The following is a 21,008-nucleotide window of genomic DNA, read 5'->3' on the forward strand; positions in this document are numbered from 1 at the left end:
GTGACGGATCGACCGAGGGGCTCCGGGGTGCGTCCATGCGCTCAGCGCGTCCCGGACGGCCCGCGATGGGCCGCCCGGTACTCCCTCGGCCGGATCCGGCGTGACTCCTGGAAACGGCGGTTGAAGTTGGAGAGGTTCTGATAGCCGCTGCGGGCGGCGGCCTCGGTGACCGGGAGGTCGGTGTCGGTGAGGAGGTGGCAGGCCGTCTCGATGCGGAGCTGGTTGACGTAGTCGGTGAAGGTGCGGCCCATCGTGCGGTGGAAGAAGCGGCTGAACGAGGTCGGCGCCATGTGCACGAGCGCCGCCACCTCGGGGAGCGTGACCGGGCCGGTGTGGGCGTGCTCCAGGTGACGGCAGACCTTGTCGATGCGGCGGCTGATGTCCCCGGAGGGGGCGGCCGCGCGGCCGGGGCTCGAGAAGGCGTGCACCTGCTCCGCGTGGGTCAACTCGTCGAGTATGGCGAGCAGTTCGACCGTCGCGGCTGTGGGGCCGAGTTCGGGCAGCCCGCTCAGGGAGCGGTGCACGCTCGCGGGTGCCGGGGCGAAGAGCAGCCCCGTCGCGGCCCGGTCGAGCAGGGCGGCGACCGCCCGGAACTGTGGCAGCGCCAGGAAGTCCCGGCCCAGGAAATCCCCCCGGAACTGCGCCACCGCCGCCTCCGCCATGCCGCCCTCGTACGGTGCCGAGCTGAAGGTGTGCGGCAGGTCGGGGCCGATGAGGACCAGGTCGCCGGGGCGGTAGGGCTCGACGGTGGTACCGATGTAGCGGGTGCCGGTGCCCTCGGTGATCAGGGTCAGTTCGTACTCGGTGTGATGGTGCCAGGCGAACCCGAACGACTCCTCCCGGCGGATGAAGCACTTCCAGGTGGTGTCGGCGGGGGTGCCGGGGGACTCGAAGCGGGGTTTCACGTCCGACACGGTAAGACAATGTGAGTCGGGCCGGACGCCGGGGGACACGGTCAACTGAGTATCAGAAATGGGCACATGAGGCGTGGAGCCGGGCGTGTGCCGCCTGCCACCGTGGAGCCATGACCCACACCGCGCTCAGCGCCCCCGCCGCCGAACTGCACCGCCCGTACGAGGGCCTCCCGCCCACCGCCACCGCCGACTTCAACCGCGACGGGTTCGTGCATCTGTCGGGCGTACTGTCACCGGAGACGCTCGCGGCCCACGAGCCGACCATCACCTCCGAGGTGATCCGGCTCAACACCCAGGACACACCCCTCACCGAACGTGACACCTACGGCAAGGCGTTCCTCCAGGTGTGCAATCTGTGGCGGCAGAACGAGAAGGTGAGGGAGCTGGTGTTCTCCCAGCGCCTCGCCAAGATCGCCTCCGAACTGCTCGGGGTGCACGCCGTGCGGCTCTACCACGACCAGGCGCTCTACAAGGAGCCGTCGGGCGGCATCACACCATGGCACGCCGATCAGTACTACTGGCCGCTGTCGTCGGACCGCTGCGTCACGGCCTGGATCCCCTTGCAGGAGACACCACTTGCCATGGGCCCGCTCGCCTTCGCCCGCGGCAGTCACCAGTTCTCGTACGGGCGCGACCTGCCGATCTCCGACGAGTCCGAGGCCCGCCTCAAGGAGACCCTCGCCGCGCAGCACTTCGAGGACGTCATCGAACCCTTCGCGCTCGGTGACGTCAGCTTCCACCGCGGCTGGACCTTCCACCACGCGGGCCCCAACCGCGGCACCGAGCCGCGCCGCGTCATGACAGTGATCTACATGGACGCCGACGCCCGCGTCGCCGAGCCCACCAACGACAACCAGGTCGCCGACCGCGGCTGGATGCCCGGAACCGCCATCGGCCAGGTCCCGGACACCCCGCTCAACCCGGTGCTCCATGACAGCGGGTGGCCTGCGTAGTCGATCGTCCGGTGGTCAGCCGGAGGTGGACCACCACCCCGCGGTGTTCGGCGGAAGCACGCCCTCGGGACACGGACCGCTCGACAGCAGCGGTGTGCCGGGGGCCGGGGCGGGAGCCGGTGTGTCGCCGAAGTTCACCGCACACACCAGGCCCTCGCCGCGCGCGAACGCCAGCACCTGCGCGCCCGAGGGCAGCCACCGCAGCGGGCCCTCGCCGAGCTGCGCCAGCGTGCGGCGCAGGTGCAGGGCGTCGCGGTACAGGTGCCAGAAGGAGCCCGTGTCCGACTGGGCGCGCTCGGCCGTGTGCTCGGCGAACCACTCCGGCTGCGGCAGCCATGTCTCGGCCGGTTCCCCGCTGAAGCCGAAGGGCGCCGCCTCGCCGGTCCACGGCAGCGGGATGCGGCAGCCGTCGCGAATCCGGTAGCGGCTGCCCGTGCGGTGGAACACCGGGTCGGTGATCAACTCGTCGGGCAGGTCCGTCACCTCGGGCAGGCCCAGTTCCTCGCCCTGGTAGAGGTACGAGGCCCCGGGCAGGGCCAGCATCAGGAGCGCGCCCGCGCGGGCCCTGTCGGCGCCCGTGCGGCGCAGCTCCGGTGTGAGGTGCGGGGCCGGGTCGTCGGGGGTGGCCGGGGCCGCGTAGCGCGTCACGGTCCGCACGATGTCGTGGTTGTTGAGGACCCATGTCACCGTGGAGCCGGTGACCGCGATGTCGTCCAGCGCGCCCGTGATGACCTCGCGGAAGGCCTCGGCGTCCCACGGAGCGTTCAACAGGTGGAAGAAGAAGGCCTGGTGGAATTCGTCCGGGCCGACGTAGGCCGCCTGCTCGGCGGGGGTCGGGACGGAGACCTCGCCGACCAGCAGGCGCTCGCGGCCGTCGCGGGCCGTGTACTGCTCGCCGATCTCCCGCCAGCGGCGCCAGATGTCGTGCACCTCGGGCTGGTTCCAGGCGAGCGGGTTGCGCGCGTCGTGGGTGCGCTCGTCGACCGCCGGGTCGTCCGAGTCGGGCAGGTCGGGGTGTTTGAAGAGGCCGACCGCGACGTCGACACGGAAGCCGTCGACACCCCGGTCGAGCCAGAAGCGCAGCACGTCCTCGAAGTGCTCGGCGACGTCCGGGTGACGCCAGTTGAGGTCCGGCTGGTCGGGCGTGAACAGGTGGAGGTACCACTGGCCCGGAGTGCCGTCGGGTTCGGTGACACGGGTCCAGGCCGGGCCGCCGAACATGGCGTGCCAGTTGTTGGGCGGAAGTTCGCCGCACTCGCCGCGGCCTTCGGCGAAGTGGAACAGCTTGCGCATGCCGCCGCCAGGACCCTCGCGCAGCGCCTGCCGGAACCACGGGTGCTCGCTGGAGCAGTGGTTCGGCACGACGTCGACGAGGCAGCGCAGGCCGATCCTGTGCGCGTCGGCGATCAGCCGGTCGAAGGCGGCGAGGTCGCCGTAGGCCGGATCGACGTCACGGTAGTCGGCGACGTCATAGCCGTGGTCGCGCTGCGGAGACGGGTAGAACGGCGTGAGCCACAGGCCGTCCACGCCGAGGCGCTTGAGGTAGGGGAGTCCGGCACGGACCCCTTCGAGGTCGCCGACGCCATCGCCCGTGCTGTCACGGAAGCTGCGCACGTACACCTGGTAGATGACGGCGTCGCGCCACCAGGGCGGGAGGGGCGTGGCTTCGGTCGGACGAGTCGTCGCCGGGGCAGGCGTGGACAGGGGTGCGGGGGAGATGGTCATGCGGGCGGGTTCTCCGGTGCTCGCTGGTGAGGGTGGTGCCTGGGTGAAGGCGGTGTCTCGGTGAAGGGCATGGGGCGGGCCGACACCCTTGGTGGGTGCCGGCCCGGTGGTGTGACGGGCGGCCTCAGACCGTGCGGACCGTGATCCCGGACGGCGCCGTGACCGTCGGCGTGCCGTCCGCGGCCACGTCGATCTCCATGGGCTCGCCGGCGACCCGCAGGCCGGACAGGCGCAACGGCCGGAAGTCCGGGTGCACTTCGGCGGCGACGGTGACGGTGCCGTCCGGCACGTTCGCGGACAGGCCGAGCAGCGCGCCCGTGACGTGGATCGCCGAGGCGGCGGCCCAGGCCTGGGGGCGGCAGGACGCCGGGTACGGCACCGGGTGGCGGCTCTCGTCCGTGCCGTAACCGGCGAACAACTCCGGCAGCCGGGAGTCGAAGCCGTCCGCCGCGTGGATGAGGCCGGTGGCCAGTCGGCCCGCGGCCTCGCCGAGGCCCGCTCGGGCCAGTCCCTGCACGGCGATGGCCGTGTCGTGCGGCCACACCGAACCCAGGTGGTAGCCCGTGGGGTTGTAGCGCGGGAAGTCGGACGTGATGGTGCGCAGGCCGAAGCCGGAGTCGAAGTCCGGCCCGGTGAGGCGCTTCGCGATCAGCTCGCTCTCCGCGCGGTCGAGCAGGCCGGTGCCGAGCAGATGGCCGATGTTGGAGGTCGCCGAGTCGACCGGGCGCTTCGCCCCGTCCAGCGCGATCGCCGGATACGCGCCGCGGGCGTCCTCGACCCAAAAGGCGCTGCGGAACCGGGACTTGAGGCGCTCGGCCCACTCCTCCCACTCGTCGGCCCCGCCCCGGCCGAACGCCCTCAGCAGCGCGGCGCCGCCGCGAGCCGCCTCGTACGCGTACGCCTGCACCTCGCACAGCGCCACCGGCGCCTCGGCGAAGCCGCCGTCGCGGAAGCGCACGGAGTCGCCGGAGTCCTTCCAGCCCTGGTTGGCGAGGCCCTTGCCGGTGGTGTCGACGTATTCGAGGAAGCCGTCGCCGTCCGCGTCACCGAAGTCACGCAGCCAGGCGAGCGCCGCCTCGGCGTGCGGAAGGAGTGCCTCGACGTCCTCGGCGGGCAGGCCCCAGCGCCAGGCGTCGTGCAGCAGGGTGAGCCACAGCGGAGTGGCGTCGATGGTGCCGTAGTAGACCGGCGGCAGATCGATCTCCCCGCCATCCAGGCGCAGCCCGCCGCGCCGCACCTCGTGCAGGATCTTGCCCGGCTGCTCCTGGGTGCGCGGGTCGTCGATCCGGCCCTGGCGGCGGGCCAGGACCCGCAGCGTCGAGGCGGCGAGGTCGGTCCCGAGCGGCAGCAGCATGCGGGCCGCCCAGAGCGAGTCGCGGCCGAAGAGCGTGGCGAACCAGGGGGCGCCCGCGGCGAGGAAACGGTCGGCGGGGTGCTCCGGATCGGCGAGCAGCAGCCCGTCCAGGTCGGCGTCCGCCTGGGTGAGCCAGCGGTCCAACGAGCGGTCGGCGCTGCGCAGTTCGGGCCTGGACCAGGCGGCGGGGGCGGCGGCGTCCGGGGCGGGGAAGGGGACACCCTGGGCGTCCTCGGCGGTGCAGACGAGTTCGGTCTCCCACCGCTCGCCGGGCGCGAGGACGAGGTCGTAGTGCAGCACACCGGGCGTGGTGCCGGCGATGGCCGGGCGGGTGCCGGCGAGACACACCGTGTACGTCCCGTCGGACCAGGCCAGCGCCCCGGACCCACCCGCGGTGACCTCGGCGTCGGCCACGTGGGTGCCCGACTTGACCTGTTCCGTGGTGGCCAGGTCGGTACCCGCGGTCACCGTGAGCCGGAACTCGGCGGGTATGCGGCCGGAGTTGACCACCTCGATGCGGTCGGTGAAGCAGCCCGCCTCGGTGTGCCGGTGGCGGGTGAGGACCACGGCCGGGTCGGGTGTGGTCTCGGCGGCGCCCCGCAGGATCGTTCGGAAGACGGCGCGGTCCGCGCCCTCCAGACCGCCGACCACCCACGCCATGGGGACCCCGTCGGCAGTGATGTCGAGGCGGGACAGGGCGCGGCGCTCCCCGTGGAAGAAGCCGTCCGCGCCGCCGCCGAAGCGGCCGTCGGGGCGGGAGACGACGAAGCTCGGTGCGCGCATCGTGACGATCGCGTCGTGCAGAAAGGGCTGCAGGCCGGCCTCGGCGGCCGTGTTCGTGGCCTCGGTCGCCTCAGGGGTCTTGACAGTCATGGAGCGCAGGTACCAATCTCTCAGCCATTGGAGCGTTCCAATGAACGTAGTCACAGTTCACTCCTGCTCACAAGGTTTTGGAGCGTTCCAATTTTCCTGGAGACTGAGCAGCGAGCAGTGTTGAGAGAATCGGGTGGAGAACAATGGTGTCGACCGGACGCGTCACGCTGACGATGGTGGCGAAGCGGGCCGGTGTCTCCCCGCAGACCGTCTCCAACGCGCTCAACTCCCCGGACCTGCTGCGCCCCGACACCCTGGAGCGCGTGCAACAGGCCATCGAGGCCACCGGCTACCGCCCGCACCGCGCCGCTCAGACGCTGCGCACCCGCTCCAGCAAGCTGATCGGCTACGGTTTCGAACCCGCCCCGGCGGGCGGCACCGCCCCTGTGATGGACCGCTTCCTGCACGCCCTCGCCGCGAGCGCCGACGCGGCGGGCCACCGCGTGCTCCTTTTCGCTGCCCCCGCCGCGAGTTCGGCCCTGGAGGCCTACCAGGAGCTCGTCGACGACTACAACGTGGACGGCTTCGTGCTCACCGGAACCGGCCGCGGCGATCAGCGGCAGGCCTGGCTGGAGCGGCACGACATCCCGTTCGTCGCCTTCGGCCGCAAATGGTCGGGCCGGCAGATCGGGGACTGGGTCGACGTCGACGGCGGCGCGGGCACCGACGCCGCGGTCGAGCACCTCGTCGAACTCGGCCACCGGCGCATCGCGTTCCTCGGCTGGCCGCGCGGCTCCGGCGTCGGCGACGACCGTGCCGCAGGATGGCGCGAGGCGATGCGCCGGCACGGACTGCCCTCGCGCGGCCTGCGGGCGGAGGCCGCCAACGACCCGGACGCCGCACGCATCGCGACCGCCGGACTGCTCGACGCCGGAGCCACCGCCGTCGTCGCCGCGAGCGACACCCTGGCCATCGGCGCCTACCGGGCCCTCGCGGAACGGGACCTGACGCCGGGCCGCGACGTGGCCGTGGCCGGCTTCGACGACTCGCCCGCCGCCGAACTCCTCACGCCGGGCCTGTCCAGCGTGGCCCAGCCGCTGGAGGACGTCGGCCGCGAGTGCGTACGGCTGCTGCTCGGCCGCCTCGCCGAACCGCAGCGCGCACCCGAACACGTCCTGCTCACACCGCAGTTGAAGCCGCGCGCCAGTACCGGCACCTGCTGACACCTCACGCACCCGCACCCGCACGACGCTTCGCACCGGCACCCGCTGACACCTCACGCACCCGCACCCGCACGACGCTTCGCACCGAGCCGCAGCGCCGCACTCACCCGTGAAGGAAACCGCATGGCACCCCCGCGTCCGCACACGCATGCCCGCGCCCGCACCCGAACGACCGCCCGGACGACGACTGCCGTGCTGAGCGGACTCGCGGTCCTCGCGACCGCGGGCTGCGGTTCGGGCTTCGGCAGTTCCGGCGGGCAGCAGCAGACCCGGGCGGGAAACCAGCGCCTGACCGTGCTCATCGCACCCTCCAGCACCGCGGAGACCACGGCCGTCAAGCAGGCCGTGGCGGGCTACGAGAAGACGTCCGGCAACCAGGTCACGGTGCAGACCGCCGCCGACATCAACCAGCAGCTCGGCCAGGCGTTCTCGGGCGGCAACCCACCGGACGTCTTCTACGTCAACTCCGACCAGTTCGCCAACTACGCGCAGGGCGGATCCCTCTACCCGTACGGCGACAAGATCTGGAACCTCGACGCGTACCCCAAGTCCCTCCTGGCGTCCTTCTCGAACGACGGCAAGCAGACCTGTGTCCCCAAGGACGGCAGCTCGCTGGCGCTCGCCGTCAACCCGAAGCTGTGGAAGGCCGCGGGCCTGACCGACAAGGACCACCCCAGGACCTGGGACGACCTGGAACGCGTCGCGAAGAAGCTCACCAAGGGCAAGGTCACCGGGCTCGTCACCTCCGAGGAGTACCAGCGTCTCGGTGCCTTTATGAAGCAGGCCGGGGGCTGGGTCACCAACGCGTCGCAGACGACGATGACGGCCGACTCGAAGGCGAACGAGAAGGGCCTCGACTTCGTCAAGAAGGGCCTGAACGCCGGCTGGTGGAAGTTCTCCAAGCAGGTCGACGCCCTCAACGCCGGTGAGGCCTTCGGACAGGGCAAGGCCGCCATGACCATCGAGGGCAGCTGGCTCGACGGCCAGCTCGCCCACGACTACCCGGACACCGACTACAAACTGTTCGACCTGCCCGAAGGCCCCGGCGGCAAGGGCAACCTCGCGTTCACCACCTGCTGGGGCGTCGCCCAGAAGTCCCGGCACCGGGACGCCGCCGTCGACCTCGTCCAGTACCTGTCCACGTCCGAGCAGCAGCAGGCCATGGCCGAGAAGTTCGGCGCGATCCCGGTCCGCGAGTCCTCAGCCGAGGCGTACTTCGCCCGCCACCCCGAGTTCGAGCCGTGGTCACCGATGGCCAAGGGCGTCCAGGGCCCGACCACCGTGAAGGGCATGGACAAGCCGCTCGCCCAGTTCAACAGCGAGCTCCTCAACCTCAGGTCCGCAGCGCCGAAGACCATCCTCGGCAACCTTCAGCACAACGGCGAACCGGTCATCAAGGAGGCGCAGCGGTGAAGCGCCCCACCTCCCTGGCCCGCCGCCGCGAGGGCGCCTGGGGCTGGCTGTTCGTCAGCCCCATGGTCCTTGTACTCGGCCTCTTCCTCGCCCTGCCGATCCTCATGGCACTGTGGGTGTCGCTGCTGCACTGGGACGGCCAGTCGAACCCGTTCACCGGCGGCAAGGCCACCTTCGTCGGCCTCGACAACTACCGGGACCTCCTCACGCGGGACGGCCTGGACCGCACCCTGCTCGCCACTTCGCTGCGCAACAACGCGTACTACGTCCTGCTCGCCGTGCCCCTGTCGACCGGTCTCGCGCTCGGTCTCGCGCTCGTCGTCAACCAGCGGATGCTGAAGGGGCGCAGCATGCTGCGCACCGCCTTCTACTTCCCCTCGGTGACCTCGACCATCGCCGTCTCCACGGTGTTCCTCTTCCTCTTCCAGGGCAGCGGAGCCATCAACAACCTCCTGTCCTGGGTGGGCATCAAGGGCCCGAACTGGCTCACCGATTCGCGCGGTCTGGTGTGGACGACGCTCGGCGGCCTCGGCCTCGTCGACCCGTCCCGTCCGCCCGGCGCGAGCCACGTCATCATGGGCCTGCCGCTGAGCGAATGGCTCGCGGGCCCGTCCATCGCCATGTGCACCATGATCCTGATGGCGACCTGGACCTCCTCCGGCACCTTCATGCTGATCTTCCTGGCGGCACTCCAGAACGTCCCGCGCGAGCTGGAGGAGGCCGCGGCGCTCGACGGCGTCACCCGGCGCCGCATGCTCTGGCACGTCACGCTCCCCGCGATCCGCCCGGTCCTCTTCCTCGTCCTGACCCTCGCCCTGATCGGCAGCTGGCAGGTCTTCGACATGGTGTACGTGATGGGCCAGGGCGCCCCCGCCAACACCACGCTCACCCCCGCCTACCTCTCCTACCAGGCCGCCTTCGACAACGCCGACTACGGCCAGGGCGCGGCCATCGCCTTCATCCTGTTCGCGCTGATCCTGGTGCTCGTCGGCGCGCAGCGGTGGCTGCTGCGCGAGCGGCAGGGCAAGGAAGGACGCCCGGCATGACACTCACCGACAACGCCGCCCGCACCGACGCGAGGGCCGAGACACCTGGGCCCGCCCCCGCACCGGCGAAGGCTCCCCGCCCGAAGCCGGTCCCCGAACGCGCGGTCCTGGGGCGCTTCCCCCGGGCCGTACGCATCCTCGGCTACGCCTTCGCCCTGGCCATCGGCCTGCTCTACGTCCTGCCCTTCGTGCTCCAGATAGCCAACAGCTTCAAGACCGACGCGGACGCCTCGGCCAACCCGCTCGCGCTGTGGCCGACGACCCCGTCCACGGCCGCGTACCAGCGCCTCTTCGGGATCGCCGACGCGGGCGAGAGCGTGCCGTTCCTGCGCTGGCTGACCAACTCCTTCGTGGTCACCACGCTGGTCACGGCGGGCCGCGTCCTCTTCGACTCGATGGCCGGCTACGCACTCGCCAGGCTCCGCTTCCGGGGCCGCGGGATGCTGAACGTCTTCGTCCTCGCGGTGATGGCGGTCCCCGGGATCGTGCTCCTGATCCCCAAGTTCCTCGTCCTGAACAGCTTCTACATGTTCGACAGCTACTCGGGCATGGTCATCCCGCTGCTCGTGGACGCGGCCGGGATCTTCATCATGAAGCAGTTCTTCGAGCAACTGCCGCGCGAGGTCGAGGAGGCGGCCCGGATCGACGGAGCCGGCACCTTCCGCACGTTCTGGTCGGTGGTCCTGCCCATGGCCCGCCCCGCCCTGATCACGCTCACGATCCTGTCCTTCCAGGGCTCGTGGAACGAGTTCACCCACTTCCTGGTCGCCACCCAGTCCGAGCAGTACGAGACCCTGACCACGGGCCTCGCCCGCTTCGTGGCCGGGGGCCTCGGCGGCGGCAACCAGTACCCGCTGAAGCTGGCCGCGGCAGCACTGGCGACGATCCCCGTGGCGATCCTCTTCTTCGTGTTCCAGCGGCACTTCGTGCGCGGGGCGAACGCGGGTTCCGTCAAGGAGTGAGCCGGGCGAGGCGGGGCGGGGCGGGCGCTACGGGCTCACCCGACGAGGTCCCCGATCGCCCTGGCCACCTCGACGGCCCGCGGATCGGCGCCGCCCGGCCACGGGCCGCGGGCCACCGTGTAGGCGAAGGCCACGCCCGTGTCCGGGTCGACGCAGCCCACCGCGCCGCACGCGCCGTCGTGGCCGATGCTGCGCGGGCCGCCCCACGCCAGCTGCTTGCTCGGTTTCTGGAAGACGATGGCGTGGGCACGGTCGTGCTGGTCGAGCACCTCGTCGTAGCCGCGCACCTGCTGCTGGCCGACCGTGGCGACGGTGTCGGGGCTCAGCAGCGGCGCGGCACCCTCGACACCCGTGACCGCCGCCGCGAGCAGCGTGGCGATGCCGAGGGCGTCGGCCGTCGCCGAGCCCGCCGGGTGGCCGAAGCGCCAGGACCGCTCGTCGTTGGCGAGGTGGACGGCCGGTTCGGGCCGGGACCCCATGGTCAGCCGCTGCATGGCGTGCGGCGGGCCCTGCGGTTTCGGGGGTTCGCCGAGCGGCGGGATCATCGGCAGGACGTCCACGCGCCGCTCCTCAAGCCCCTGCCCCTCGGGGAGACCGAGGTAGAACGCGGCGCCGAGCGGCTTGCGGATCTCCTGCTCGTAGAAGTCGTGGAGCGTGCGCCCGGTGATCCGGAAGACCAGTTCGCCGGCCAGGTTCCCGATCGTGAGGCCGTGGTAGCCGAAGGCCGACCCCGGATGCCACAGCGGCCGTGTCGCTGCCAGCCGCTCGGCGCCCTTGTGATGGTCGAGCAACTCGTCCCAGGTCAGGCGGGGTTGCGCCGACGGCAGCCCGGCCTGGTGCGACAGCAACTGCCGTACGGTGACCCGCGCCTTCCCGGCCTGTGCGAACTCGGGCCAGTACGAGGCCACCGTCGCGTCGAGGTCGAGCAGCCCGCGCTCGACGAGGAGCCCGACCGAGACACCGATGATGTTCTTCGACGTCGAGTACGGCACGATCAGCGAGTCACGTCCCAGATGCGGCCCGCCGTACGCGTCGAGGGCGATGCGCCCGTCCACGTACGCCGCGATCTGGAACGACAGATCGGGATCGGCGGACAGCAGACGATCGAGCCGGTCGACGACCTCGTCGAGGCCGGCATCGGCCCGTCCGGACAGCGGCCCTTGCAACTCCGACAGCTTCATCGCTCTCCCCTGATCCCCTGATCCCCTGGTCGCCTGGTCCCTTGATCCCTTGATCCGCGCGTGAGTCCAACTGATCACCGGCACTTGCACGAGTCAAGAGGCTGCGCGGAGCCACCAGGACCCTGCCAGCGACCCCTGAATCACCATGTGTTCCCATATCCGGGCCGAGGGAGTGGGGTGTCGCGCGGGATCGCCGCGCGGGTCGGCGGCGAAGGGGCGGGTGGCGGGATGACGGGCAAAGGCGACAGAGGCGCGCGGACACTCATGTGGTTGATGGGCGCGGTGCTGATGCTCGCCCTGGGGGCGGCGATGATTCCAGAGTTCCGCGCGGCGCAGGAACGGGAGCGGGAGTTCCGGGCGGCGCCGGTGTGCGCCTCCGTCCCGGTCGAGGTGTCGAACTGCCGCTGGAAGCAGAAGTTCACCGTGCGCAGCGTGGACCTGCACCGCGGATCGAGGCACAAGCCGCCGGAGGCCGAGCTGCTGCTGCCCTCCAGGAAGCCGTGGCATGTGACCTTCCGGAACACCAACCCCGTGCTGTCGGGCCTCGAACCGCACGACAAGGTGGTCGGGCTGATCTGGCGCGGCGACGTCGTCGACCTGCGCGATACCGAAGGCGAGCAGCAGGAGACCTCCGACGGCCCCCTGGACTGGCCGACGGACCGCCTCGCCGGCGCGCTCGCGTGCCTCTCCTTCGGCGCGGCAGCCCTGGTCGGCTCCCTGTGGTCGGCGCTCGCCCGCGGCAACCGGTGCCACGACGCGGCCGGAAGGGTGGTGCGCCTGCACGGCATCCCCCTCGGCATCACGGCCCTCCTGACACTGTGGCTCCAGTCGGCCAACGACTGGCCCGCGCGCTCGCTTCCGATCATCTGGGGGATCGTCGCGGCGCTGATCCTCGCCAACATGGTGGGGTTCGTCGTGGCGGCGCTGCGCGGACAGATCGCCCGCGCGGGCGGGGAAGCGTGACGGCGGCCCGGCAGCGGTGAGGCCGGGTGGGACCGTCGGTCAGCCCGATACATCGGCGAGTACGCGCTCGGCCTTGGCCAGCGCCTTGTGCTGAAGCCGCACACGTGTCTCGAACGGCTCGCGGAAGCGGCCCGCTGCGTACTCGGCGCGGTACGTGCGTTCAAGGCCCCGCGCGATGTTCCCAAGTCCGCTGCTGCGCGCGCACGTTGCCTCGGCGGTGGCGAGCCGGACCTCGACCGCGTGCGCCCGACGATGGCTCACCCCGTGGGTCAGCGTGGGGACGCGCTCGCGCAGCGAGGCGGGGTCCGCGTACCGGTGACCCTGGCGGTTCATGCACACGGACCAGGAGTCGACGGCGGTCGCGAAGCGCTTGTTCCGCTTGATCCGGGGCTCGTACAGGGCGCCGAGCCCGGACACCGTCTTGTCCGCCGTGAACCAGGTCCTGAGGTCCCCGTACAGCGCGCGCAGCGCCTCGGCGTTGCAGCCGCCGGTAGCCATGCTCACGGTGCCGCCGCCGGGCGTGCGTGCCTCGACCGTCCCGGACTCGGGACCGCCGAACAGTGCGTTGCTCCAACGGAGTTGACCGTCACGCGAGAGCGTCCGGTAGTGCGCGACGTTGGGGTCGGCCTTGCGTGCCCGGTCCTGCTCGCGCTCGAGCTGTCCGCCGTACCCGTACTCGCGCGCCCAGCGCGGGTCGTCGAGTACGTAGCCGGGGGTGCGGAGTTCGTCGGCGGTCGGCTGCTTCGCCACCCCGTACCGGAAGCCCCGGTCCGCCATGCAGTGCTTGGTGAGCAGCTCCTGGGCGTGGGACACCTCGGCCAGCTGGGCGTCGCTGAGTTCGGCGACCCTGTCGGGGCCGCCCAGTTCGGTGTGCTTCGGTCGATCGGCATGACTGTCGCTCGAGCCGCAGCCCGTGGCGGCGACGGCGAGCGCCGTGCACATCGCGACCAGGCAGCTTCCGGCACTTCGCCCTCTACGCATCTCCTGCCCTCCCGTTGCCCTGTGGCCCTCAGGGTGTCGGGAGGAGGCGGGCGGGCGCGCCCTGGTTCGGCCGTGCCCGAAACACTCGGCTCGCGGGGGCTCAGCCCACCAACGCCCCGCTCAGCAGATGGCTGCCGAGCTGGGTGAGGCTGTGGTGCACCCGGTGACGTTCCCGGGTGCTGGCGATGAGTCCGGCGCGCCGCAGCACCGCCGCGTGCTCGCTCGCCGAGGACAGTGAAACCCCCGCCAGGCGCGCCAACTCCGTTGTCGTACACGGCTCTTGGAGGACCTGCAGAACCGCCGCCCGCGTGTGCCCGAGCAGCGGGGCGAGCCTCGGGCCCGGCCCGTCGGCCACCTCCGGGCTCAACGGCCGGGCCGGATACACCAGGACGGGCCACAGCGCCTCGTCCAGCAACGCGACCGGCGTGCGGCGACAGAAGTACGAGGGTACGAGGAGCAGCCCGCGCCCCTGGAGGTGGATGTCCCGTTCAACGGGGTAGTCGGCGACGAGCACGGGTGACTGCCAGCGCAGTATGGGCGCGAAGGTGCGCAGCATCTCCTCGGTGCCGAGCCGGCCCTGCGCCCCGGTCCGGTGCCGCCGGTCGCCCTCGACGCGGGCCGCGATCTGCGGCCAGGCCGGCGCCAGTACCGAGGCGTGGTAGATGCGCAGGGCCTGGCCGAGCCGGTGCACCGAACCCAGGTCACCGGCGGCCAGCGGCCGACTCCACGCGGGCAACGTGCTGTTCTGGGCCGCCAGCAACGTCATCTCCGCGCGTAGCTGACGGCGGGGAGTGGACAGGACGGCATCGATTCCGCACTCGAGCCCGGCGAGACCCGCGGCGGGCGTCAGGAAGTCCGGGAAGTAGCCGCGCGGCGGCATCAGCGGCGACAGCATCCGCAGCGCGCTCATGTCGCGCGGGCACTGCCGCCTCCGCCACGCGTTGAGCACCGGTTCACGCCGCATCTCCCGGAGTTGATGCAGGCTCAGCACGATTTCCCAGAGCGGATCCGGTTCCTCGGCGATCCTGGTCCGGGCCAGATCCCCGGCACTGAAGTGAATACGCAGCACGGCTTCCCCCGAATCCGCCACGGCGTTGGGTGGTGCGGACACCCGCTCCGGGGTGGTCAGGTGAACCGGAACGCGCGCCGTCCTGAAGTGTCCTATGCTGGGACCATAGTGGCGAGAACGGCGGTTCTCAAGGCGGCGCGCGAGGCGCGTCGGGCGCTCAAGGGGCGTGCGGGGGCCGTGGGTTGGCGGCGAGTCGTTTGGAGGAGGCGTCCCGTTGATACCGGACGACCTGCGGGTTCATGTGGTCGAGGTGGCGGACGATCTGTTCTACACCCACGGTGTCCACCCGGTGACGATGCACCGCATCCGTGACGCGGCGGGCGTGCCGCTGAAGCGGCTCTATCAGATGTTCCCCTCCAAGGACCTGCTCCTCGCGGCCTGCCTCGACCGGCGTGACCAGATCGCGCGTTCGGCGATCGGGCAGCGCGTCGGCTCGATCGAGGACCCCGTCGCGAAGCTCCTCGGCCCGTTCGACTTCCTGAACGACTGGTTCCGCCAACCGGGCTTCCACGGCTGCGTGTTCGCGGGCGCTTTCGGGGAGGTGGGCGCCGCCGCGCCGATCGTCGTGACCGCCGTGCAGACCCACAAGCTCGCCCTGCGCGCCCTCCTGACGGAGTTGGCGGAGGCCGCGGGTGTGCGCGACTCGGTCGCGGTGGGCGCCCAGTTGGCCGTGCTGTTCGACGGGGCGATGGCCCTCGCGACGTTCTCCGGGGACGCGGACGCCGCACTGCACGCGCGCAAGGCGGCGCAAGCGGTGCTGGCCGCGGGACTGTGACGGCTACCCACGAAATGTTCGTGGGTAGCCGTCACAGTCCCGGACGGCGCGTGCGGATGCGCGCTACTCCGGCTCCAATACGAAGGTGTACTCGGCCTGGAGGTACGGCTCCGTGAGCTTGCTTCCGTCCGGTGGTGGGGCGGATGCCGGGTGGCGTTCCGTGAAGGGGACGACCAGGGAGTCCTTCGTGCCGAACACGACGTCGCTGTCCAGGTATTGACCGCCCTCCCGGAACAGGTGGGTGATCAGCCTGTGGTGGCCGGGGTGATCGATGAGGAAGTGCACGTGCGCCGGGCGGAAGTGGCTGATCCGGGTCCTGTGGATCAGTTCGCCCACCGGGCCGTCCATGGGGATGGCGTAGCCGAGGGGCGCGACGGTGCGGATGCAGTACGTGCCGTCCCCGCGGGTGGTGTACTTCGCGCGCAGCCGGGCCTCGTCGACCCCGGGGACCTGGGACTCGTACGCGCCGTCGGTGTCGGCCTGCCATACGTCGAGGACGACGTGGGGGAGCGGCGTGCCCGCCGTGTCGGTGACCGTGCCGGTGAGGAAGAGCGGGGTGCCGGGGAGGCCGTCCGACATGTCGTGGGCGTAGGGCACGGCGGGGGAGCCGTCGATGTGGAACGGGCCGAGGACCGTGGCGGGCGTGGCACGCTCGGAGAAGCGGTGGCCGAGTTCCACGGTGAGCATGCTCAGGCCCAGGACGTCGGAGGCCAGCACGAGTTCCTGGCGTTTGTCGTCGCTGAGTCGGCCGGCGGCCGTGAGCCAGGTGATCGCGGCCGCCCACTCGTCCTCCGTCAGGTTCACCTCGCGGGCGTACGCGTGGAGGTGGCGGACGAGGGAGGTCATCAGCTCGGCCAGGCGCGGGGACTCGGCCGTGGACCAGCGGTCGACGGCCAGTTCGGTGAGATCGTGCTCGTCGGTGGACACGGGCTACTCCTGCGGGGAGTCGGGGGTCGGAGGGATCGGAGTGCTGTGCTGTTCCACTGAGGCGAAGATGTCCCGGGCGACCGGCGTGCGGATCTCCTCCGCCAGCTGTCCGATCAGGCCCGCGGTGCGGGCGAGCAGGGCGAAGCCGCGCAGGAGGGGGAGCGGGAGGCCCAGGTCGGCGAGGGCGGCTCCGCACACCCCGGCGCCGTTGAGGGGGAGTGTGCGGCCGAGGACGCTCGGGTGGGTGCGGCCGATGGCCTCGAAGAGGGTCAGGTGCGGGCCGAAGACGCCTTCCTCGCGGGCGATGTCCATGAGGCGCCGGGTGCGCGGGTCGCCCTCCTTGTGGAGGTGGTGGCCGAGTCCCGGGATCAACTGGTGTGCGGCGCGGCTGTGTTGGAGGGTGCGGAGTGCGATCGTGTCCCAGGCCGGGCGGTCGTCGGGCGATGGTGGGGCGTCGCCCAGGGAGGTCACCACCGCGTTGAGGAAATGGCCCGTGTCCTCGGTGACGCCCAGGAAGCGGGAGCCGCCGCCCAGGAGCCCGGCGGCGAGGGCGCCCTGGACCGAGTCCGGGGCGGAGAGGTACGTGAGGCGGGAGACGATCGCGGTCGGGGTGAAGCCGTGGTCGGCGAGCGCGGCCAGGACCGCCTCGAAGACGCGGGTCTCGCCGGGGCTCGGGCGGCGCTGCGTGGCCAGCCAGAACGCCAGCTCGCCGAATCCGACGGAGCCCATGATGTCCTCGGCCAGGTCCTGGCCGAGGAGCGTGATCCGTTTCGGGTCCGATGCGCCCAGGGCGGTCGGGTAGGAGGCGTGGGTGGGGGATGTCGAGTGGGGCGGCTCGTCAGGCATGTGGGGGCTCCCTGGTCGGGGGCTTCGCCAGCCAGGTGCGCAACTCCTCGCCGTGCTCGTTCAGTTCGGGCGGCGGCAGGCGGTACGCGGCCGGGGTCGCCGAGAAGCGGATCGGGTGGCGGGTCGTGGGCAGGGCGCGGTCGCCCTCGCCGACCGTGACGACCGGGTCAAGGCCGAACTCCTCAGCCATCGCGAAGCCGCCGTCGATCGTGTTGATCGGGCCGCTCGGGACTCCGGCCTTCACGAGCAGCGTGAACCATTCGTGCGCGCCGCGCGTGGCCAGGCGCTCGACGAGGATCGGGCGCAGTTCGTCGCGGTGCGCCGTGCGGTCGGCGTTGCGGGCGAAGCGAGGGTCGTCTGCGGTGTGTGGGATGCCTAACGCCTCGCACAGCGTGCGGAATTGGCCGTCGTTGGCGGCGGCGACGATCAGGTCGTGGTCGGCCGTCGGCAGCGGTTCGTACGGGAAGACGCTGGGGTGGGCGTTGCCCATGCGGTACGGGACCGTGCCCCCGGCGACGTACGCGGAGCTGTGGTTGACGAGGCCGGTGAGGGCGGAGGAGAGCAGGTTCACCTCGACGTGCTGACCCTCTCCGGTGGCGTCGCGGTGGCGCAGCGCCGCGAGGATGCCGATGGCGGCGTGGTTGCCCGCCATGACGTCGAAGACGGAGATACCGGCCCGGAACGGCGGGCCCTCCGGGGCCCCGGTCAGGCTCATCAGTCCTGACATGGCCTGCACCATCAGGTCGTAGCCGGGGACGTCGCGGCCCGCTCCGGTGCCGAAGCCGGTGATGGACGTGTAGACGAGGCGGGGGTTCGTGGCGTGGACCGTCTCGAAGTCGAGGGCGAAGCGGTCCAGGGCGCCGGGGCGGAAGTTCTCTATCAACACGTCGGCGCGGTTGGCGAGTTCGGCTGCGAGGCCGGCGTCGGACTCCTCTCGCAGGTCCAGGGTCAGGGAGCGCTTGCCGCGGTTGATGCCGAGGTAGTACGTCGAGACGCCGTCGTGGACCGGCGGCATCCAGGTGCGGGTGTCGTCGCCGCGCGGGCCCTCCACCTTGATGACGTCGGCGCCGAGATCGGCGAGCAGCATCGTCGCGTACGGGCCCGCGAGAATCCGGGAGAAGTCGGCGACGAGGATGCCCGACAGCGGTCCCGCGGCGGGGGGTTGGTCGGATGGGGTGCTTGGCGGCATGGACCCAGCCTCTCCGTGTCCGGACGCCGGACACTTGTCCGTGCGGGCGATTGTGGGCTCGGCGGGAGTGGGCGTCAAGGAGTGGGCGCGCCCTCGGGGCTCCGCCCCGGCCCCCGCTGCTCAAGCGCCGCAGGGGCTTGATCGGCCGACTTCGGCGCCGACGTCACATGTGGCACCGACTCCACCCGGGCGAAGTCCAGGCTGATCTCTCCCGCCGCGTGCAGCAGGCGCGGCAGGTGGTCGTGCACCAGGACCTCGACCGACGTCTCCGCCGCGTGCGCGTTGACGTTGACACTGGCGATCACGCGGCCCGTGCCGTCCCGCAGGGGCGCCGCCACTGAGCGGATGCCGCGGGCGAGCTGCTCGTCGGTGAGGGCCCAGCCGCGGGCCCGAACGTCGCACAACTCCGGTTCCCACTCGGCGCGTTCGGGGCGCCAGAGTGGCGTGAGGCCCGAGCGGCTCGGCTCGGCGAGGACCCGCGCCGCCTCGTCCGGGGTCAGTGCGGCGAGCAGTACCTTGCCGAGGGAGGTCTGTAGCGCGGGGAAGCGCGTGCCGATCTGTACGGACAGCGTGACGATCTTCGGGCGGGCCACCCGGGCGACGTAGACGATGTCCGAACCGTCGAGCTGCGCGATCGAGCAGGACTCGTCCGTCTGCTCGACGAGACGCTCCAAGTGGGGGCGCGCCACGTCCCACAGGCCCATCGACCGGACGTAGGAGACCCCGAGGTCGAGCACGCGCGGCGTGAGTGCGAAGCCTGCGGCGCATTGGCGGACGTAACCGAGTTCGGTGAGCGTCAGCAGGATGCGGCGCGCGGTCGGGCGGGCGAGGCCCGTGCCGCTCGCGACCTCGGCGAGCGACATCACCGGCCGGCCCGGCCGGAACGCGGCGATCACGTCCAGGCCGCGGGCGAGTGCCTCGATGAAGTCGGGGCCGGTTCCTTCGCGGGGCATGGCGGCTCCTCCGTGCCGTGGAAGTTTCCAACTCCCCATTGTGCATGGGGGGATTGACAGAAGAGTGCGCCTTCATCAGCATCGGTGGCAATGGCCGACCGGCATACGGACACTCGTCCGAAGTGGCCCGAGTGTGACGGAGTGCCGGAGAGGAGACCGGTGATGCGTCGCTCAGCTCCCTCAGCTCCCTCGGATCCGCCGGATCCGTCGAACTCGTCTAACCCGCCGCAATCGTTCCCGCCCGGACGGCCCGTCGCCCTGCGCGGCGGCACCGTACTGCCCATGGACCGTGCCCGCCGGGTCCTGCCCGACACCGACGTGCTGGTCATCGATGACCGCGTCGCCGCCGTGGGGCCACAACTCCCCGTCCCGGGCGGCACATTGGAGATCGACGCCACCGACGGCATCGTCATGCCCGGCATGATCGACACCCATCGGCACATGTGGCAGACGGCCATGCGCGGTTACGGCGCCGACTGGACGCTCAGCCAGTACTTCGTCTGGTACTACCTCGAACACGGCACCGCCTTCCGCCCACAGGACATCCACGCGGGCAACCTGCTCGCCGCCGTCGAGGCGCTCGACGCGGGAGTCACGACGGTCGTCGACTGGTCGCACGGCTTGCAGAGCACCGGGCACGCCGAGGCCGCCGTGGACGCGCTGCGCTCCGTGCCCGGCCGGGACGTCCTCGCGTACGGCAACATCCAGCAGGCGCCCGCCACATGGGCCACGGCCCCCGACTTCCGCGCCTTCGCGCGCCGGTACGTCACCGAGGCCGACGACATGCTCGGCTTCCAGCTCGCCTTCGACGTCACCGGCGACCCGGCCTTCCCCGAGAAGCCCGCCTTCGAGGCCGCCCGCGAACTCGGCGTCCCCGTCAGCACGCACGCCGGGGTGTGGGGTGCCACCAACGACGACGGCATCCGCCTCATGCACGAGCACGGGTTCATGACACCCGAGACGGTGTACGTGCACGCGGCGACGCTGTCACCCGACGCGTACCACCGCATCGCGGCGACCGGCGGCTCGGTGTCCGTGTCCACGGAGAGCGAGCAGAGTGCGGGCCAGGGGTATCCGACGACCTGGGCGTTGCGCGCCCATGGCATCCCGGTGTCCCTGTCGATGGACACGAGTGTGTGGTGGAGCGGCGATCTGTTCTCCGCGATGCGTACGACGCTGGGCGCCGACCGGGCCCGCGAGCATCTGGAGGCGCACGCGCTGGGGGAGACCGTCACACACTCCGCGCTGCGGGCGGAGCAGGTGGTGGAGTGGGCGACCGTCGGTGGCGCGCGGGCACTCGGCCGTGACCGCGACCTCGGCAGCGTGGAGGAGGGCAAGAAGGCGGATCTCGTTCTCATCAAGAACGATGACTCGCCCGTCTCCTTCCCGCTCCTCAACCCCTATGGGCACGTGGCCTTCCAGGCCCAGCGCGGTGACGTGCACACTGTCCTCGTCGACGGGCGGGTGGTGAAGCACGAGCACCGCCTCGTCGACATCGACCTCGCCGCCGTACGACGCGAGGCCGAGGCCACCGTCGAGCACCTGCGGTCGACGCTGGGCGAGGAGGCGTGGCGGGCCGGGATGAACCCCGACATCCCCGAGACGAAGATCCTCGACAACCCCTACACGTACACGGACTTCCGGTCGGGAACGACCCACGGCCGGTGATCGACGGCGAGCGGTCGACGGCGATTCGTTGGCAGGAGGTCGCGTCGAGGGCA

18 protein-coding genes are annotated in these 21,008 nt (G+C 71.4%); 8 read left to right on the top strand and 10 right to left on the bottom strand.

All coding sequences use genetic code 11. The annotated features are described in order from the left end of the window. Positions 1-41 precede the first annotated feature (41 nt). Complete coding sequence (locus OKJ99_RS00740; RefSeq protein ID WP_326013610.1) at positions 42-905, bottom strand: AraC family transcriptional regulator; 864 nt, start codon at positions 903-905, stop codon at positions 42-44. A gap of 119 nt (positions 906-1,024) precedes the next feature. Here OKJ99_RS00740 and OKJ99_RS00745 point away from each other — a divergent pair, with 119 nt between their 5' ends. After that, positions 1,025-1,867 (top strand): phytanoyl-CoA dioxygenase family protein, encoded by an 843-nt coding sequence (locus OKJ99_RS00745; protein WP_326013611.1) that lies wholly within the window; start codon positions 1,025-1,027, stop codon positions 1,865-1,867. 15 nt (positions 1,868-1,882) lie between these two features. Here the strand turns inward: OKJ99_RS00745 and OKJ99_RS00750 are convergent, their stop codons facing one another. Both OKJ99_RS00750 and OKJ99_RS00755 read right to left on the bottom strand, forming a co-directional pair. Beyond that, a complete protein-coding gene (locus OKJ99_RS00750) occupies positions 1,883-3,592 on the bottom strand; it encodes a glycoside hydrolase family 13 protein (protein WP_326013612.1) in 1,710 nt (569 codons plus the stop codon). 124 nt (positions 3,593-3,716) lie between these two features. Further along, a complete protein-coding gene (locus tag OKJ99_RS00755; RefSeq protein WP_326013613.1) occupies positions 3,717-5,819 on the bottom strand; it encodes a glycogen debranching N-terminal domain-containing protein in 2,103 nt (700 codons plus the stop codon). Between the two features lie 146 nt (positions 5,820-5,965). Here OKJ99_RS00755 and OKJ99_RS00760 point away from each other — a divergent pair, with 146 nt between their 5' ends. The 4 genes from OKJ99_RS00760 to OKJ99_RS00775 all read left to right on the top strand — a co-directional run bounded on the left by OKJ99_RS00760 (position 5,966) and on the right by OKJ99_RS00775 (position 10,403). After that, positions 5,966-6,982 (top strand): LacI family DNA-binding transcriptional regulator, encoded by a 1,017-nt coding sequence (locus OKJ99_RS00760; protein ID WP_326013614.1) that lies wholly within the window; start codon positions 5,966-5,968, stop codon positions 6,980-6,982. 123 nt (positions 6,983-7,105) lie between these two features. Next, the gene (locus OKJ99_RS00765) at positions 7,106-8,395 is read left to right on the top strand and encodes a sugar ABC transporter substrate-binding protein (RefSeq protein WP_326013615.1); all 1,290 of its coding nucleotides are present in this window, start codon (positions 7,106-7,108) and stop codon (positions 8,393-8,395) included. Next, entirely contained in the window at positions 8,392-9,441 is a 1,050-nt protein-coding gene (locus tag OKJ99_RS00770; RefSeq protein ID WP_326013616.1) for a carbohydrate ABC transporter permease, read from the top strand. Before OKJ99_RS00765 ends, OKJ99_RS00770 begins: the two co-directional genes overlap by 4 nt. Then, complete coding sequence (locus tag OKJ99_RS00775; RefSeq protein ID WP_326013617.1) at positions 9,438-10,403, top strand: carbohydrate ABC transporter permease; 966 nt, start codon at positions 9,438-9,440, stop codon at positions 10,401-10,403. Before OKJ99_RS00770 ends, OKJ99_RS00775 begins: the two co-directional genes overlap by 4 nt. A 35-nt stretch (positions 10,404-10,438) precedes the next feature. Here OKJ99_RS00775 and OKJ99_RS00780 read toward each other — a convergent pair whose 3' ends face one another. After that, the gene (locus OKJ99_RS00780; protein WP_326013618.1) at positions 10,439-11,584 is read right to left on the bottom strand and encodes a serine hydrolase domain-containing protein; all 1,146 of its coding nucleotides are present in this window, start codon (positions 11,582-11,584) and stop codon (positions 10,439-10,441) included. Between the two features lie 177 nt (positions 11,585-11,761). Here OKJ99_RS00780 and OKJ99_RS00785 point away from each other — a divergent pair, with 177 nt between their 5' ends. After that, positions 11,762-12,547, top strand: coding sequence for a hypothetical protein (locus tag OKJ99_RS00785; protein WP_326013619.1), 786 nt, complete (start codon positions 11,762-11,764; stop codon positions 12,545-12,547). Positions 12,548-12,586: 39 nt separating this feature from the next. On the opposite strand, the gene OKJ99_RS00790 is transcribed toward OKJ99_RS00785, so the two are convergent. Together OKJ99_RS00790 and OKJ99_RS00795 are read right to left on the bottom strand one after the other, a co-directional pair. Continuing rightward, positions 12,587-13,528, bottom strand: coding sequence for a hypothetical protein (locus tag OKJ99_RS00790; protein WP_326013620.1), 942 nt, complete (start codon positions 13,526-13,528; stop codon positions 12,587-12,589). A 100-nt stretch (positions 13,529-13,628) separates the two neighbouring features. Then, entirely contained in the window at positions 13,629-14,639 is a 1,011-nt protein-coding gene (locus OKJ99_RS00795; protein ID WP_326013621.1) for an ArsR/SmtB family transcription factor, read from the bottom strand. Between the two features lie 172 nt (positions 14,640-14,811). Between OKJ99_RS00795 and OKJ99_RS00800 the strand changes: the two genes are divergently transcribed. Then, positions 14,812-15,372 (top strand): TetR/AcrR family transcriptional regulator, encoded by a 561-nt coding sequence (locus OKJ99_RS00800; protein WP_326013623.1) that lies wholly within the window; start codon positions 14,812-14,814, stop codon positions 15,370-15,372. Positions 15,373-15,435: 63 nt separating this feature from the next. Here the strand turns inward: OKJ99_RS00800 and OKJ99_RS00805 are convergent, their stop codons facing one another. From OKJ99_RS00805 to OKJ99_RS00820, 4 genes are all read right to left on the bottom strand, one after another. Further along, the gene (locus OKJ99_RS00805) at positions 15,436-16,299 is read right to left on the bottom strand and encodes a dioxygenase family protein (RefSeq protein ID WP_326013624.1); all 864 of its coding nucleotides are present in this window, start codon (positions 16,297-16,299) and stop codon (positions 15,436-15,438) included. A gap of 3 nt (positions 16,300-16,302) precedes the next feature. After that, on the bottom strand, positions 16,303-17,145 hold the full coding sequence (locus OKJ99_RS00810; protein WP_326013625.1) for a citryl-CoA lyase: 843 nt from the start codon (positions 17,143-17,145) through the stop codon (positions 16,303-16,305). Further along, positions 17,138-18,334: a CaiB/BaiF CoA transferase family protein gene (locus tag OKJ99_RS00815; protein ID WP_326013626.1), complete on the bottom strand. Its 1,197-nt coding sequence runs from the start codon at positions 18,332-18,334 to the stop codon at positions 17,138-17,140. The genes OKJ99_RS00810 and OKJ99_RS00815 overlap by 8 nt, the downstream gene beginning before the upstream one ends. A 74-nt stretch (positions 18,335-18,408) precedes the next feature. Beyond that, positions 18,409-19,287, bottom strand: a complete 879-nt coding sequence (locus OKJ99_RS00820; RefSeq protein WP_326013627.1) for an IclR family transcriptional regulator domain-containing protein — start codon at positions 19,285-19,287, stop codon at positions 18,409-18,411. 282 nt (positions 19,288-19,569) lie between these two features. Here OKJ99_RS00820 and OKJ99_RS00825 point away from each other — a divergent pair, with 282 nt between their 5' ends. Continuing rightward, positions 19,570-20,955 carry an amidohydrolase family protein gene (locus OKJ99_RS00825; protein ID WP_326013628.1) on the top strand — a complete coding sequence of 462 codons (1,386 nt, stop codon included), beginning with the start codon at positions 19,570-19,572 and terminating at the stop codon, positions 20,953-20,955. Positions 20,956-21,008 lie beyond the last annotated feature (53 nt).

Source organism: Streptomyces endophyticus (assembly GCF_035798155.1).
Taxonomy (GTDB): Bacteria; Actinomycetota; Actinomycetes; order Streptomycetales; family Streptomycetaceae; genus Streptomyces; species Streptomyces endophyticus.